Source organism: Merdimmobilis hominis, assembly GCF_900104615.1.
In the GTDB taxonomy this organism is placed as follows: Bacteria; Bacillota; Clostridia; order Oscillospirales; family Ruminococcaceae; genus Merdimmobilis; species Merdimmobilis hominis.
Window position 1 is genome coordinate 76,391 of the sequence record NZ_LT629939.1, and the last position, 14,344, is coordinate 90,734.

At 54.8% G+C, this 14,344-nt stretch carries 16 protein-coding genes; 9 read left to right on the top strand and 7 right to left on the bottom strand.

Going from position 1 to position 14,344, the window contains the following annotated elements; genetic code table 11:
• The first annotated feature begins 15 nt into the window (after window positions 1–15).
• The 3 genes from BQ5353_RS00405 (at window position 16) to radA (ending at window position 2,719) form a co-directional block, all read left to right on the top strand.
• A complete protein-coding gene (locus BQ5353_RS00405; protein WP_071427076.1) occupies window positions 16–567 on the top strand; it encodes a hypothetical protein in 552 nt (183 codons plus the stop codon).
• Between the two features lie 114 nt (window positions 568–681).
• Window positions 682–1,323 carry an N-acetylmuramoyl-L-alanine amidase gene (locus tag BQ5353_RS00410; RefSeq protein WP_233424483.1) on the top strand — a complete coding sequence of 214 codons (642 nt, stop codon included), beginning with the start codon at window positions 682–684 and terminating at the stop codon, window positions 1,321–1,323.
• A 19-nt stretch (window positions 1,324–1,342) separates the two neighbouring features.
• Complete coding sequence (gene radA / locus BQ5353_RS00415; RefSeq protein ID WP_054331218.1) at window positions 1,343–2,719, top strand: DNA repair protein RadA; 1,377 nt, start codon at window positions 1,343–1,345, stop codon at window positions 2,717–2,719.
• Here the strand turns inward: radA and BQ5353_RS12575 are convergent.
• Window positions 2,669–2,851, bottom strand: a complete 183-nt coding sequence (locus tag BQ5353_RS12575; RefSeq protein WP_143117109.1) for a hypothetical protein — start codon at window positions 2,849–2,851, stop codon at window positions 2,669–2,671. The genes radA and BQ5353_RS12575 overlap by 51 nt on opposite strands.
• A 142-nt stretch (window positions 2,852–2,993) precedes the next feature.
• Here BQ5353_RS12575 and BQ5353_RS00420 point away from each other — a divergent pair, with 142 nt between their 5' ends.
• From BQ5353_RS00420 to BQ5353_RS00430, 3 genes are all read left to right on the top strand, one after another.
• Window positions 2,994–4,061: an efflux RND transporter periplasmic adaptor subunit gene (locus BQ5353_RS00420; RefSeq protein WP_071427078.1), complete on the top strand. Its 1,068-nt coding sequence runs from the start codon at window positions 2,994–2,996 to the stop codon at window positions 4,059–4,061.
• Window positions 4,045–5,247 (top strand): ABC transporter permease, encoded by a 1,203-nt coding sequence (locus tag BQ5353_RS00425; RefSeq protein WP_054331215.1) that lies wholly within the window; start codon window positions 4,045–4,047, stop codon window positions 5,245–5,247. Before BQ5353_RS00420 ends, BQ5353_RS00425 begins: the two co-directional genes overlap by 17 nt.
• 410 nt (window positions 5,248–5,657) lie before the next feature.
• Window positions 5,658–6,659: a tyrosine recombinase XerC gene (locus BQ5353_RS00430; RefSeq protein WP_071427079.1), complete on the top strand. Its 1,002-nt coding sequence runs from the start codon at window positions 5,658–5,660 to the stop codon at window positions 6,657–6,659.
• Here the strand turns inward: BQ5353_RS00430 and BQ5353_RS00435 are convergent.
• The 6 genes from BQ5353_RS00435 to queA form a co-directional block, all read right to left on the bottom strand.
• Entirely contained in the window at window positions 6,656–7,363 is a 708-nt protein-coding gene (locus tag BQ5353_RS00435) for a DUF624 domain-containing protein (RefSeq protein ID WP_054331214.1), read from the bottom strand. The two genes, BQ5353_RS00430 and BQ5353_RS00435, sit on opposite strands and share 4 nt — an antisense overlap.
• A gap of 39 nt (window positions 7,364–7,402) precedes the next feature.
• Window positions 7,403–8,059 (bottom strand): hypothetical protein, encoded by a 657-nt coding sequence (locus BQ5353_RS00440; RefSeq protein ID WP_071427080.1) that lies wholly within the window; start codon window positions 8,057–8,059, stop codon window positions 7,403–7,405.
• Between the two features lie 130 nt (window positions 8,060–8,189).
• Window positions 8,190–8,600 (bottom strand): TIGR04086 family membrane protein, encoded by a 411-nt coding sequence (locus BQ5353_RS00445; protein ID WP_054331212.1) that lies wholly within the window; start codon window positions 8,598–8,600, stop codon window positions 8,190–8,192.
• Between the two features lie 66 nt (window positions 8,601–8,666).
• Window positions 8,667–8,972 (bottom strand): preprotein translocase subunit YajC, encoded by a 306-nt coding sequence (yajC, locus tag BQ5353_RS00450; RefSeq protein ID WP_082398536.1) that lies wholly within the window; start codon window positions 8,970–8,972, stop codon window positions 8,667–8,669.
• A 104-nt stretch (window positions 8,973–9,076) separates the two neighbouring features.
• Window positions 9,077–10,207, bottom strand: a complete 1,131-nt coding sequence (gene tgt, locus BQ5353_RS00455) for a tRNA guanosine(34) transglycosylase Tgt (RefSeq protein ID WP_054331211.1) — start codon at window positions 10,205–10,207, stop codon at window positions 9,077–9,079.
• A gap of 49 nt (window positions 10,208–10,256) precedes the next feature.
• Entirely contained in the window at window positions 10,257–11,294 is a 1,038-nt protein-coding gene (queA, locus tag BQ5353_RS00460; protein WP_054331210.1) for a tRNA preQ1(34) S-adenosylmethionine ribosyltransferase-isomerase QueA, read from the bottom strand.
• Window positions 11,295–11,494: 200 nt separating this feature from the next.
• Here queA and asd point away from each other — a divergent pair, with 200 nt between their 5' ends.
• The 3 genes from asd to dapB are packed head-to-tail and all read left to right on the top strand — an operon-like array spanning window position 11,495 to window position 14,253.
• A complete protein-coding gene (asd, locus tag BQ5353_RS00465) occupies window positions 11,495–12,574 on the top strand; it encodes an aspartate-semialdehyde dehydrogenase (RefSeq protein WP_071427081.1) in 1,080 nt (359 codons plus the stop codon).
• 22 nt (window positions 12,575–12,596) lie between these two features.
• Window positions 12,597–13,484 carry a 4-hydroxy-tetrahydrodipicolinate synthase gene (dapA, locus tag BQ5353_RS00470; protein ID WP_054331209.1) on the top strand — a complete coding sequence of 296 codons (888 nt, stop codon included), beginning with the start codon at window positions 12,597–12,599 and terminating at the stop codon, window positions 13,482–13,484.
• A gap of 16 nt (window positions 13,485–13,500) precedes the next feature.
• Window positions 13,501–14,253, top strand: coding sequence for a 4-hydroxy-tetrahydrodipicolinate reductase (gene dapB, locus BQ5353_RS00475; protein ID WP_054331208.1), 753 nt, complete (start codon window positions 13,501–13,503; stop codon window positions 14,251–14,253).
• The last annotated feature ends 91 nt before the right edge of the window (window positions 14,254–14,344 follow it).

A 14,344-nucleotide genomic window follows, 5' to 3' on the forward strand; every position in this document is an offset into this window, starting at 1 on the left:
TATGGAGGTATGCTTTTGAACCGGAAAAAATCACTGTTCTCTCAAGGGTTAGGGCTGTTTGGAGTGAGCTTGTTCGGGGTGTTTTTCGCCGCCATTATCGTCTTTTCACTGGGCCTCCTCTGGCAGGGAAGAACCAGCCAGATGGTTGTCCAGACAGCGGCGCTCCTCTCCTTCTGCATGGTGGTATATCACAGCGCATGGGCTATGGGGGAGGAGGAGGGCCGCCTTTCCCGGCTGGAAAAACGGCCGGTCCGGAGCCATCGCGGGGTGCCGGTGGGCCTTGTTGCCGCTGTCCCGTATTTTGCCTCTGGGCTGATCCTGATCCTCTCTAAGGCGGGAGCCATCCCCGATGTGGCCTTCCTCTATAAACTCTTTACCCCCCAGCACGTCTTTTTTATCAACTGGGTGATGCCCTCCGGCTACGCTGCCAACGCCTCTTGGGGTGCTGTCGCCCTGGTGATTGGGTTTCACCTATGCCTGCCTGTCACTGCCTGGCTGGGGTATCTGCTGGGCACCAAAGAAATCCTCCTCCTTTACCGGCTGGTGTTCCGCAGTCCAAAAAGGTAGCATAATCCCCGCCCGGCGGCGCATACCTTCGTGGTGGGAGTGATGGCATTGAAGAAAAAATATTGGTTGGCTGTCCTTGTGCTGTGTGTGGTCACATTTGCCGCAGCAGGGGGTATGGTCTTTCGGATTCACAGAACCTGCCCGGTGATGCTCACTGCGGGGAACCGGCCCCGGATCATTATCGACGCCGGGCACGGCGGGATGGACGGCGGCGCGGTTGGGTACAACAACATTGTGGAGAAAGACATCAACTTGGCCATTGCTGAAGATCTGCGGGACTTGTTTGTGATCAGCGGGTTTGACGTGGTGATGACCCGGGACAGCGACTGTTCTATCCACGACGACGGGATCACCGGGGTGAAGAACCAAAAGACCTCGGATATGCGCAACCGCCTAAAAATTATGGAGCAAAATAGGGATGCCATCTTTTTGAGCATTCACCAAAACAAATTCACCGACCCCAAGTATAGCGGCGCCCAGATGTTTTACAGCCCTAATCTCCCGGAAAGTGAGGAACTGGCCGCTATCATGCAGCGCCATTTCCGGGAGATGCTCCAACCGGAGAACACCCGGGAGCGCAAACGGTCCGGCCGGGAACTGTTCCTCCTCTACAAGGCCCAAACCCCGGCGGTATTGGTGGAGTGCGGCTTCCTCTCCAATCCCCAGGAGGCCACCAATTTGATTGATCCGGAATACCAGGAAAAGGTGGCCTTTGTCATCTATTCTTCGGTGATGGAATTCCTGTACTCGGTATAAGACAAAGGATGTGGAAAATTTGGCAGCCAAAATCAAAACAAACTATGTGTGCTCTGCTTGTGGGTACGAAGCCCCCAAATGGTACGGCAAATGCCCGGAGTGCGGCGCTTGGAATACTTTTGAGGAACAGGTGAAATCGGTTCCCCTCAGCAGCAAAATGCCCCCGAAGGAACATGTGAAGTCTGCGGTGGTTTCCCAGCTCCACGAGATTTCATCCGATGAGCGGCAGCGGTACAAAACCGGCTTAAAGGAGTTGGACCGGGTGCTGGGCGGTGGCGTTTTCCCCGGGTCGGTGATCCTGCTCAGCGGCGACCCTGGCATCGGCAAATCCACCATCCTGCTGCAGATTTGCCAGTTTCTATGTCAAAACCTAAAAATCCTATATGTATCCGGCGAGGAGAGCGCCCGCCAGGTCAAGCTGCGGGCTGTGCGGCTGGGGGTGGACAGCGACAACCTGTACATCTCCTCCATCACCGACATCGCCCAGGTGGTGCAGACCATTGAGCAGCTTTCCCCCGACCTGGTGATGGTGGATTCCATCCAAACCATGAACCTCTCCACTATCCAGTCCTCTTCGGGCAGTGTGACCCAGGTGCGGGAATGCACCCAGCAGTTGATTTATGTGGCCAAGGCCAATGACATCCCCATATTTGTAGTCGGCCACGTCAATAAGGACGGCGCTATCGCCGGTCCCAAAGTGTTGGAGCACATGGTGGACTCTGTCCTCTATTTCGAAGGGGAGCGCAACCTTTCCTACCGGATTTTGCGGGCGGTGAAGAACCGCTACGGCTCCACCAACGAGATCGGTGTCTTTGAAATGACTGAAAGCGGCCTGGAAGAGGTACAGAACCCCTCTATGATGTTGCTCTCCGGCCGGCCGACCAACGTCTCCGGTACCTGCGTCGCCTGTGTCATCGAGGGGAGCCGTCCTATTATGGCAGAGGTTCAGGCCCTGGTGACCAAAACCGCATTCGGCAATCCCCGCCGGACTTCCACCGGGTTTGATTTCAACCGCACAGCGTTGATTTTGGCGGTATTGGAAAAGCGGGGCGGCTACTTCTTTGGCAACCTGGACGCTTACATCAACGTGGTGGGTGGTCTGCGGCTGGACGAGCCCGCGGCAGATCTGCCGGTGGCCTTGGCCCTTGTCTCCAACCTGACCGACCGGGTCATTGCGGAAGATGTAGTCGCCTTTGGCGAAGTGGGCTTGGCTGGGGAGATTCGGGCCGTCAGCCGGGTGCAATCCCGGGTCAACGAGGCTTACCGGCTGGGGTTCCACAAGATCATTCTGCCCCGTGCGTCGATGAAGCAGCTGAAAACCGACGACCTGCCGACGGATTTAGAGCTAATCGGGGTCAGCAGCCTCGCCCAAGCCTGTGCGGCCCTCAAAGGATGACCGGTCGTCCTCCACCCGGGAAAAATAAGCGCATTCCTCATCCGCACTGGTACCCAGCGGGGTGATTTGATCCAAACTGCAATAGCCGTCCCGTTGGTGGCGGCAGTGTTTTGCGCACGGAATCCAACTCATTCTACTCACCTCATAGTGGTTAGTGTGCGGCTGGATTCCGCAATTATTCCAAGGAAATCCTACAGTATATTCCCCCCCATGCGAGAGAGAATAACAAAAGTGACAAGCTTTGGTTATTTACTTTGGTATGGGGGTTTTTTTGATGCGGATGAAGTTGTTTCTCACCCTGTTTACCGTGGGGGTGATCCTGTTGGCGGGGTGTTTGCCCCAGCTTTTTTTGTCCTCCCTCTGCTCAGTGCAGTACATTCGCCCAGTGGAACAGCCTTACAGCAGGCGCTTGAGCTGTGAAGGGGTGGTGCGGGCTCAAAAGTCAGCGGAAGTTTACCTGGACACCCCGGTGATCCCCATGGAAGTCCCTGTCTCAGTGGGGGATTGGGTTGGGGAGGGGGATTCTCTGGCGGTGATCGATGTCTCCCTCACCCAGACTGTGCTTGCCCACAGCGGTGCTGTGGCGGTGGAGAAAGAAGCAAAAAGCGGCCTTTCCCAGCAGTTGGAAGATTTATATGCCTTGGCGGAAAGTTATCAGATCGGCCGGGATCAGGTGGATGCCCTCGCCCAGGGCTACACCTCTGGCTACCAGCAGTCCCCCTCGGTTGAGGTAGGCTATATCCCCAGCGCCATTGCGTCCCCTATCCAAGGGATTGTGGCCAAGGTCAACCTTCAAGAGAATATCCTTTCCGGGAAAGGGCAGATGGCATTTTCCGTTGTGGACCCCAGCGGATACCAGGTGGTAATCTCCATCCCCCAGTCCCAGGCGGATGATGTCTACGAGGGCTGCCAGGCAGTCATCCGCTGCAATGGACAGACCAAAGAATACAACGGGACCTTAACCAAACTCTATCCCACGGCGGAGAACAGCGGGGCAGGGGAGGCGACCGTCACAGCAGAAGTCCTCATTGAAGATGGGGACTCCTCCCTGCGGGATGGGTACGCCGCCAAAGTGGACCTTCTTTTGGAGGAGGAGCGCCAGGTGGTGATGGTCCCCTTTGAATCGGTGCGCCAAGACCGGGAAAATATTGAGTATGTTTATGTGTTTGAAGGGGGGAAAGCCATCCGGCGGGATATTGAAACCGGGGTGGAGACAGCGGAGGGTGTAGAAGTCCTTGCGGGGCTAGCTCCCGGGGAAATTGTCCTCTTTGACCCGGATGAGCCGGCGGTCTCCCACAACTTTGTCTATTTAAGGGGGGAAGCAAATGCTGATGCTGATTGATAGCGTGCGCTGCGGCCTGCGCAACCTGGGGAGGAAGCGCTTCCGCAGCGTACTGACCATCCTGGGGATCTCCATCGGAGTGGCGTCGGTGGTTTTAACTGCATCCATTGGGGAAATTGGCCGCTCCCAGATCAACATGGAGATTGAAAAGATGGGGGTCGGCTCTATCTTAATCAGTGTGGACGGGATGCGCCATCCCTCCGCCGCCCTGCGGGAAGAGGATCTTCCCAGATTGCAAGAGCTCCCCTCGGTGGAGAGCACCCTCCCAGTGCTGATGAAATACACCGATGTCTACATGCGGGGCCTGGTCTCCAAATGTGTGGCCTGGGGCGTAGGGGATGGAGCAGAGGAAACCGTCTCCATGGTGCCCATCTACGGCCGGCTGTTTGATCAAGCGGATATGGACAAGCAGAACAAAGTCTGTATTGTAGACCAAAACTTAGCTGAAGCCTTTTACCACCGTTCCAATATTGTGGGGAAAACCATCGAGGTACAATACGACAACAAAACCGAATCCTATGAGATTGTAGGGGTCGTGGAGTCCGGAGGGAACCTGATGCAAAACATGTTGGGGGAGTATGTGCCATCCTTCCTATACCTTCCATATACCACTATGCAAAGCGCGTCTGGCCAGGACCACTTTGACCGAATCGCTGTCCGGGCGGCGGAAGGGGAAGACCCGGATCGGGTGGGGGAGGAGATTATCACCCAGCTCTGCCAGACATCCGGCCGATCCGAAAGCATGTGCACTGTGGAGAACATGGCAAAACAGAAGGAAGGGCTCAACCGGATTATGGATTTGGTCACCTTAGTTCTCTCCGCAATTGCGGCGATTTCCCTGGTGGTAGCGGGCCTTGGCATCATGACGATGATGCTGACCTCAGTCAATGAGCGCACCAAAGAAATCGGGATCAAAAAATCCATCGGCGCCAGCGAAGGGATCATCCTGCTGGAATTCCTCATCGAGGCGTTTACCTTGTCTCTGGTGGGAAGCATAATCGGGGCCGGTGTAGGCCTTGGCATTGTGCTCATCTGCTGTGCCATTGGGGGGATTCCTATGGCAATCAATTGGACCCTAACCTGGGCGGTCATTGGTTTTACAGTGCTGCTTGGGGTTCTATTCGGCGTATACCCAGCGGCAATTGCCGCAAAGCTTCGGCCGGTGGATGCCCTGCGGTTTGAATAGAGAATGAAAGGATGGGATGTATCCCATCCTTTTGTGTATATCCAGAGCGAACTCCAACGACGACCCACCAGAAATATCTGCCCGTTTTATTGGAGAGAATGGACTTGCGGAAAGAGGCTGCCTGTGGTAAAATAAAGGGGCGGACAACTTCGCAAAATAAAGATTTAACGAAATTAAGGGGAGCGCAATTTTCGATGTGATTCTAAAACTTAAACTTAGCGGTCTGGGATTACCATAAGGCTTTAGGCGGTGTTGGAATTATCAATCATTTCACTCCTTATCATAGAAATTGGATGATACCCAATCATCTTTTCAGGTAAGTTCCATGTACGCTGTATCGTCGCCAATCTGATCGCATCGGATGCAAACATCATCGTCAGCTGACTTTTAGGAATCATGGAGGGTTTCACATGTCCATTCAAGAATATCAAGATGCACCGGATTTTCTGCGGGATTTTTTATTTTATCTATTAACCATCAAAGGGCGGTCGCCCAAAACCGTAGAAGCTTATTACATAGACCTGCGGATGTTCTTCCGGTTTTTGCTGCAATACAAGCATATGGCCCCGGCCGATCAACCGATCCATGAAATTTCAATTGATTCCATTTCATTAGATTTTGTTAAAAATATAACATTATCAGATGCTTATGCCTTTTTAAATTACACCCTGACCGAGGCCGATAACAACGCCAAAACAAGGGCGCGCAAAGTTTCCAGCCTGCGCTCTTTTTTCCGGTATATGACCGCCAAATCCCACCTGTTGGAAAAAAATCCTGTGCAGGAGCTGGAAGTTCCTTCTGTAAAGAAATCCCTTCCCCGGTATCTAACCTTAGAGGAAAGCCTGGAGCTCCTCAGCAGTGTGGAGGTGAAAGATTTTGAATCCGCTCGGGATTACTGTATGATCACCCTGTTTCTAAACTGTGGGATGCGTCTTTCTGAACTGGTGGGCATCAACCTCTCCGACATGAAAGAAGAAACACTAACCATCACCGGCAAAGGCAACAAAGAACGGGTGGTTTATCTCAACGACGCCTGCCGGGCCGCGATTAAAACCTACCTGGCTGTTCGGCCAGTGGATGGGGTGAAAGACAAGGACGCACTGTTCCTCTCCAGCCGGAAAAGCCGGATCTCTGGCCGGCGGGTGGAGCAGATTGTGGAGAAAGCCTTACAGTCGGCCGGGCTCTCCGCCAAAGGGTATTCCCCTCATAAGCTGCGGCACACAGCGGCGACGCTGATGTATCAGCACGGTGGAGTCGATATCCGGGCACTGAAAGAGGTCTTGGGGCATGAAAACATCGCCACTACTGAGATCTACACCCATGTATCCAGCGCACAGGTGGAAAATGCCATCAAGAGCTCTCCCCTTTCCCAGGTGAAAAAAGACACAAAAAAAGCGCCACAAGGCGCTTAGTGGGAAGAATCCCGGAAGATGGAATCTTCCCTTTTTTGTTGGGAAGCATAGGGCAGGATCAGGAATTTTTCCACAATGGGATAGCTGTTGAAGGACGCCACTAGGGAGAGAAATGCCGGCAAGATGGTCACCACAAAAAATGCCGAGTAAGGGTAAAAGTACAGGCAGGCCAACAGCAGATTCCCCACAAGGAACAGAGTAATCAGGTTGGTTCGCAGTGCCACTAACGACAAAATAAAGGCGTTTTTCAAGATATCCCAGAGGGGCAAATCGAGGGTCACAATCATCAAAGGTGCATAAAAATTCACAATAATGAGGACCCCGATCACTGCCCAACAAAGGTATAACGGGATTTGAAATAGCGGGTTATGTGCTGTGTACGGAAGGCATAGGGTAATCACCACCCCGACTATGCCAAGCGAGCCGCAGAAAAAGAGCCCATAGATAAACCCCTGTTTCCAGTTTTTGCGAAACGTTCCCCAATAATCCGAGACCAAAAATAGTGGCTTGCCGATGGCAAAATTGCGGGTGACATAGGCCATAGCACAAAGGGCCGGCCCAATGGTCACCACTGGAATACAGCTGAGTAAAAAGAGAAGATTCAAACCAATCAACTTCCAAAATTTGTGAAAGAAAACCTCGATAAAGACAAAAAAACGCCTTTTTTCCAGAGGTTCCCTAGGGGAGGACAAAGAATTCCCCAAGAGACCATCTCCTTCCTGATTTTAAAACATCCCCTGACATTATAGTGCAAAATAACTAGAAAACATTTGAAATAGCAGGCTTTCTAAGGCGGAAGTACCAGCTAAACAAGCTGTAAAGATAATATACTTTACACAGTAATCTCCCACAGAAGTACCTTCGCTAGGCATTTGTAGGGGATTGATCACCTGAAAAAACATGCAGCTGAGCCCCAAAGACTCCTTACAACAGAACAGGAGAACCAAGGTTGAAAGAATAGTCCCCGGCAGCAGCAGAACAATCAGATACCCCATGGCAGAACTGCCGTAAATGCTTAGCATCGTGGAGGCGGACAGCCCAAATCCCAACCCTTTAAAGAAGGGTACCAGAGCAATCAGCGGCTGAGAGATGGCACAAAACCCGCAGAAAAACAAGAGTGCCGCCGGCCAAAAAGAAGAAAAAAATGTGCTCAAAAATGTTTGGCGCATCTCCTGCCCTTCCCGTCGGGAGACAAACCCGTTGAGGAGGATCAGCAGTTGATCCAAGGTTTCCCCCTGGAAACTGCCAATAAAGGATGTCCCAATCCAGACACCAAAAATGAATAAAAATCCAAACAATAAAATCAACCAATTCTCCCGGATAAAAAATAGGAAATACCGCTTGTAATAGCCAGCCTTGCGCCGTTTCCCATCCAGGCCAAAACTGCGTGTCCGATTCATTTCGCATCCCACCTCACTGTTTTTATCCAATCCTATGCGGGTGAGATGAAAAATAGACTAGCCTTTGCAAAAAGCGGACGCCCCAAAAGGCGTCCGCTTTTCCAATTATCCCTTGAAAGCCTTGTAGGTTTTATTTGCGCCGACTGCGGGTATTGACGCCCAAAATTCCACCCACCCCACCGCACAGCGGAATGACTGCCAGGCGGATCAGGCCGGCGGTACCAAAGCCTTCCCCACCCACGCCAAAGAAGGCGAGGACACAGAAGAGGACCGCTCCACAGCAGATGCCCAAGAGGAGTCCCTTCTCCCGGACGATCTTGGCGGAGCAAAAACCGCCGCAAAATGCGCCCAGAGCTACGGCAAAGACCGCCAGCGGTTCCACCAGCGATTGGGGCAGGTCTTTGATGGACATGGCCAGGGCCAGGGCCATCAAAATCACCGCACAGACGGCGGCACCAACGCCGCAGCCGACCAATAAAGGCCGCACAAATTTCAAATAGCCGACCGGCTCATTTTTCGGTTTGTTTTTCGCTCGTTTCAACCCAACCCCTCCTTTATTCCAGTTACAGGATATTCAAAGGGGTCACGCTTTATTCTGCGGCACAGCCTATTTTGCGCTGTTGTTCTGTTGGACAGCCCAACGGGTGATGCGGATCTTGCTGCGGTCGCTGCCGGTCTCGATGACGATGGTCTCATCTTTGATATTGACCACCCGGCCGATGATGCCGCCGATGGTGACAATCTCATCCCCGACCTCCAGTTTGGAACGCATCAGCTGAATCTCTTTCTCCTTCTTTTTCTGGGGACGGATCATGAAGAAGTACAGGATGGCGAACATGGCGGCAATCATCGCGAACTGGGTGAACATCGCCATGGAAGCATTGGTCGGGGTTTGCAGCATAATTTGTGTCATGGTTGTTTTGCACCTCCAAAAAATATACAAATAATATTATACAATGCGGGGCGGAAGATTGCAACGCTGTTTACAAAATTAAGGAATTGCTCACAACTCCCCTGCTAGATGCGCTTACTCAAAATAGGAAGCCAATGGGCACGGAAATCCCCATAACAGCCCTCGTCCAAGGCGGCGCGGATCTTCTCCATCAAGGTGTTGTAGAAATACAGGTTATGCATCACCGCCAAGCGCATCCCCAGCATCTCGTTTGCTTTGATTAGATGGCGGATATAAGCCCGGCTGTGGTTCCGGCAGACCGGGCAGTCACACTGGAGATCCAGAGGCCGGTCATCCAGTTCATATTTGGCGTTGTGGATGTTGATGATTCCATCCCAGGTAAAGAGGTGGCCGTGGCGGGCATTGCGGCTGGGCATAACACAGTCGAACAGATCCACTCCTCGCCACACCCCCTCAATGATGTTGGCCGGTGTGCCAACCCCCATCAAATACCGGGGCTTGTCTTTGGGCATGTAAGGTTCTATCACCTCGATGATGTGGTACATCTCTTCCGCTGTCTCGCCAACTGCCAGCCCTCCAATGGCGTAGCCATCCAGGTCCAACTTGGCGATCTCCTGCATGTGCCAGATCCGCAGGTCATCAAAGGTGGAACCCTGGTTGATGCCAAAGAGCATCTGATTGCGGTTGATGGTATCCGGCAAACTGTTAAGCCGCTCCATTTCCGCTTTGCAGCGGACTAGCCAGCGGACGGTGCGCTCAATGGAGCGCTTGGTGTACTCCCGGGTGGAGGGATTTTCGATGCACTCGTCAAAGGCCATGGCGATGGTGGAGCCCAGGTTGGACTGGATGCGCATGCTCTCCTCCGGTCCCATGAAGATCTTTTTTCCGTCCACGTGGGATTGGAAATACACCCCTTCTTCCTTAATCGTGCGCAGTTTTGCCAGGGAAAAAACCTGGAACCCACCGCTGTCGGTGAGGATGGGGCGCTGCCAGCCCATGAATTTGTGCAGGCCGCCCAACTGCCGGATTTTGTCATCCCCCGGCCGGATGTGGAGGTGATAGGTATTGCACAGCTCCACTTGGCATTTCAGGTCAACTAGGTCGTAGGAGGAGATACCTCCCTTGATGGCAGCAGCGGTGCCCACATTCATAAACGCTGGGGTTTGTACCGTTCCGTGGACGGTGGTAAACTCCCCGCGGCGGGCGGCGCCCTCTTGTTTCAGAAGTTGATACATAATGGAAATTCGTCCTTTCAGCACGCCCCTAAAGGCGGTTGATGGGTGTTTATTTGGCGGTGTCGGCGATGAACATAGCGTCGCCAAAGCTGTAGAACCGGTATTTTTCCCGGACCGCGACCTCATAGGCATGGAGGATGCTTTCCCGGCCGGCCAAAGCGGAGACCAACATGATCAGGGTGCTTTCCGGCAGGTGGAAGTTGGTGATCAGCCCATCCAGCACCTTAAACTGGTATCCGGGGTAGATGAAGATGCTGGTGTCGTCCTCACACTCCTCGATGCGGCCCAGTTTGGTGGCCACCGACTCCACCGTGCGGCAGCTGGTGGTCCCCACACAGATGACCCGTCCGCCAGCTGCCTTGGTTTCATTGATCATAGCAGCGGTGTCCGCCGGCATCCAGTAGTGTTCCGAGTGCATCTTGTGGTCGGTGATTTCCTCGGTTTTTACCGGCCGAAAGGTGCCAAGGCCCACATGGAGGGTGACGAACCCGATCTTCACCCCTTTTTCCCGAAGCTTGTCCAGCAGTTCCGGGGTAAAGTGGAGCCCGGCAGTGGGGGCGGCAGCGGAGCCTACATCCTTGGAGTAGACCGTCTGGTACCGCTCCTTGTCCTCCAGCTCGTGGGTGATGTAGTGAGGCAGGGGCATCTGGCCAATCTGGTCCAGGACGTTATAAATATTCCCCTGGTAATAAAACTTGGCCAGGCGGTTGCCCTCTTCGGCCTCCCCGACGATCTCCGCTGTCAGCAGGCCGTCTCCAAAGACAAACCGCACCCCGTTTTTCGCTTTTTTGCCGGGCTTGACCATCACTTCCCAGACATCGTTACCTCGCTGGTTAAGGAGGAGGAATTCCATCTTTCCGCCGGTGCCTTCCCGATAGCCATACAGGCGGGCAGGCAGAACCCGGCTGTTGTTGAGCACCAGCATGTCCCCTTGGCGGAGGTAGTCCACAATGTCGTAAAAGTGCTTATGCTCCAAGGAGCCGGTGTTTTTATCCAGAACCAGCATTCGGGAATGGTCCCGAGGCTCAATGGGGGTCTGGGCGATGAGCTCTTCAGGCAGGTCGAAATTAAAATCCGATTTTTTCATGACAATTCCTTCATTCTATGGTTGTTGTCCCGCCAATTTGGACAGGAATTCCCTCATTTCTAAGGAATACCCGCAAATTGGCGCTCATATCCTTCAAGGTGAGCAGCTGCTTTGCAGCTAACCTCTATTATATTGCAAGATGCCCAGCGTTTCAACCAATAATTTGTAGCCGATGCCTGTTTTCAGGAAGGAGGGCGCTTATGAAATGCTTTCGCGTCGGGGTGGTTGGCGCCACCGGCATGGTGGGACAGCGGTTTGTCTCCCTGCTGGACGGCCATCCTTGGTTTCGCCTTGCCGCAGTGGCAGCTTCCCCAAAAAGCGCAGGGAAACTTTATGGGGAGGCAGTGAAAGGGCGGTGGGCTATGGCCAGGCCGATCCCCCAGAAAGCTGCGGGGATGACGGTGCTGGATGCCGTCGCAGACCGCCGGAAGATGGCCGGCCTGGTGGACTTCATCTTCTGCGCAGTGGATCTTGACAAAGCCTCCACCCGAGAACTGGAAGAGGACTACGCCCGGTTGGAGTGCCCGGTGATCTCCAACAACTCCGCCTGCCGGGCTCTGCCAGACGTCCCCATGGTCATCCCAGAGGTCAACCCCGGCCACCTGGCGGTAATTCCCAGCCAAAGGCGGCGGCTGCGCACCCGCCGGGGATTTATCGCAGTCAAGTCCAACTGTTCCATCCAAAGCTATGTGCCCGCCCTGCACCCTCTGTGGGAATTTGGAATCAACCGGGCGCTGGCCTGTACCTGCCAGGCGGTCTCCGGTGCGGGTAAGACGTTGGAGGGTTGGCCCCAGATGGCGGACAATGTGATCCCTTTCATCCCCGGGGAGGAGGAAAAAAGCGAACGGGAACCCTTAAAAATCTGGGGGAACCTGCTCCACGGGGAAATCCTCCCCCTCCCTTCCCCGTTCATCACCACCCAGTGCCTGCGGGTTCCGGTGAGCGACGGCCATCTGGCAGCGGTGTTTGTCTCCTTTGACCACAAGCCGGACCGGGAGGAAATCCTCGCCCGTTGGGAGGGGTTCCAGGGCCTGCCCCAGCAGCTGGGCCTGCCCAGCGCGCCCAAACAATTCCTGCGGTATTTTCCGGAGCTGGACCGGCCCCAGACCCGCCTGGACCGGGACTTGGAGAACGGCATGGCAGTTTCGCTGGGCCGGCTGCGGGAGGATTCCCAGTACGATTATAAATTTATCTGCCTCTCCCACAATACCCTGCGGGGCGCGGCAGGCGGCGGGATTCTCCTGGCGGAGCTGCTGGCCAGCCAGGGGTATCTCTCTTAACACAGCACAGGAGGAATCGCCTATGAAATCCATCCCCTTCTCCGGGGCGGCCACCGCCCTCATCACCCCCATGAACCCAGACAAAAGCTTGAATCTATCCGCTTTCCGCCTCTTGGTGGAGGAACAGGTATCCCACGGCATCGACGCATTGGTTGTGGCGGGAACCACCGGGGAATCCGCTACCCTCGCTCCTCGGGAATACGCTGACCTTCTCTCCACAGCTGTAGACGCTGCCGAGGGCCGGGTGCCCATCATCGCCGGGGCGGGAAGCAACGACACCGCCCATTCCCTGGAGATGATCTACATTGCCCAGGATATCGGGGCCGACGCCCTCTTACTGGTGACCCCCTACTACAATAAAACCACTCAGCTGGGGCTCATCCGCCATTTCAACACCTTGGCCGACCGGTCGAAACTCCCGGTGATTTTATATAATGTCCCCTCCCGCACCGGCCTTAACATCCAGCCTAAAACCTATCAAGAGCTTTGCAAACACCCCAACATCGTAGCGGTAAAGGAGGCAAGCGGGGACATCTCCCAGATCGCGGAGACCGCCTACCTCTGCGGGGATGACCTCATCCTCTACTCCGGCAACGACGACCAGGTGGTGCCCATCCTGTCCCTGGGGGGCAAAGGGGTTATTTCGGTTCTCTCCAACCTGATCCCCGGGGAGGTGCACCAGCTCTGCCAACGGTTTTTCGATGGGGATTTGATGGGGAGTCTCCAGCTCCAACTGGACTTCCTGCCCCTCATCCAAGCGCTGTTCTCTGAGGTGAACCCCATCCCAGTGAAGGCCGCTATGGAGCTCACCGGCCACGAGGCGGGACCCTGCCGGCTTCCATTGGTGGATGCCTCCCCTGAGACCCGGGAGCGCCTTTCCCGGGTACTTCTCAACCTGGGGCTGTTGTAGGAAAGGAGATGGCCGCATGAAACACCTGATTCTCTCCGGCTGTGCAGGCCGGATGGGCCGGATGCTGGAATCCCTCATTGAACAGCGGGACGACTGCCGCATCGCCGCAGGGGTAGACCCCGCCCCATACCATTCGGAGGAGTTCCCGGTGTATTCCAACTGGGAACGATGCCCGCCCAACGCCGACGGCATTTTGGATTTTTCCAGCCCGGCGGGCCTTTCTCCCATGCTGGAGTTCGCCACCGGCCATGGAATTCCTGTGGTGTTAGGCACCACAGGCCTCTCCCCTTCTCAGGTGGAGGAGGTCGCCTTAGCATCGAAAACCATCCCCATTTTCCGGGCGGCCAACTTCTCCCTCCCCGTGGCACTGATGGCCCATCTGGTGGAGGAGACTTCCCGGGCACTGGGGGCAGACTTTGATATAGAATTGCTGGAACTGCACCACCGGGGAAAGGCCGACGCCCCCAGCGGCACTGCAAAAGTGCTGATGGATGCAGCCAACGCCGGGCTTGGCGCCTCCCTTTCGCCGGTCTACGGCCGGGAGGGAGACTCCCAGCGGCAGCCGGGGGAAATCGGCGTCCACTCCCTGCGGGGCGGCAGCTTTGCGGGGGAACATACTGTTCTCTTCAGCGGGCAAGGGGAAGCACTCAGCATTCAGCACACCGCCCTTTCCCGGGAAATTTTTGCCCGTGGAGCCATCCGGGCCATGTTGTATCTGCAGGGCTGCCCAGCAGGCCTCTATGGAATGGAGAGCCTGCTACAGTTCTAGCAGTCCCGTGGATAAAAGGCGGGAGACTCCCCTTTTGATTCTAATTGAATATTTTTTTGCAGAAATTACCACTGCAATTCCGGTTCTCGGA

Coding starts and splice junctions, on each gene's coding strand:
- BQ5353_RS00410 (WP_233424483.1), top strand. CDS start 682: ATGGTCTTTCGGATTCACAGAACCTGCCCGGTGATGCTCACTGCGGGG.
- BQ5353_RS12575 (WP_143117109.1), bottom strand. CDS start 2,851: ATGAGTTGGATTCCGTGCGCAAAACACTGCCGCCACCAACGGGACGGC.
- BQ5353_RS00420 (WP_071427078.1), top strand. CDS start 2,994: ATGCGGATGAAGTTGTTTCTCACCCTGTTTACCGTGGGGGTGATCCTG.
- BQ5353_RS00425 (WP_054331215.1), top strand. CDS start 4,045: ATGCTGATGCTGATTGATAGCGTGCGCTGCGGCCTGCGCAACCTGGGG.
- BQ5353_RS00430 (WP_071427079.1), top strand. CDS start 5,658: ATGTCCATTCAAGAATATCAAGATGCACCGGATTTTCTGCGGGATTTT.
- BQ5353_RS00440 (WP_071427080.1), bottom strand. CDS start 8,059: ATGAATCGGACACGCAGTTTTGGCCTGGATGGGAAACGGCGCAAGGCT.
- yajC (WP_082398536.1), bottom strand. CDS start 8,972: ATGACACAAATTATGCTGCAAACCCCGACCAATGCTTCCATGGCGATG.
- tgt (WP_054331211.1), bottom strand. CDS start 10,207: ATGTATCAACTTCTGAAACAAGAGGGCGCCGCCCGCCGCGGGGAGTTT.
- queA (WP_054331210.1), bottom strand. CDS start 11,294: ATGAAAAAATCGGATTTTAATTTCGACCTGCCTGAAGAGCTCATCGCC.
- asd (WP_071427081.1), top strand. CDS start 11,495: ATGAAATGCTTTCGCGTCGGGGTGGTTGGCGCCACCGGCATGGTGGGA.
- dapA (WP_054331209.1), top strand. CDS start 12,597: ATGAAATCCATCCCCTTCTCCGGGGCGGCCACCGCCCTCATCACCCCC.
- dapB (WP_054331208.1), top strand. CDS start 13,501: ATGAAACACCTGATTCTCTCCGGCTGTGCAGGCCGGATGGGCCGGATG.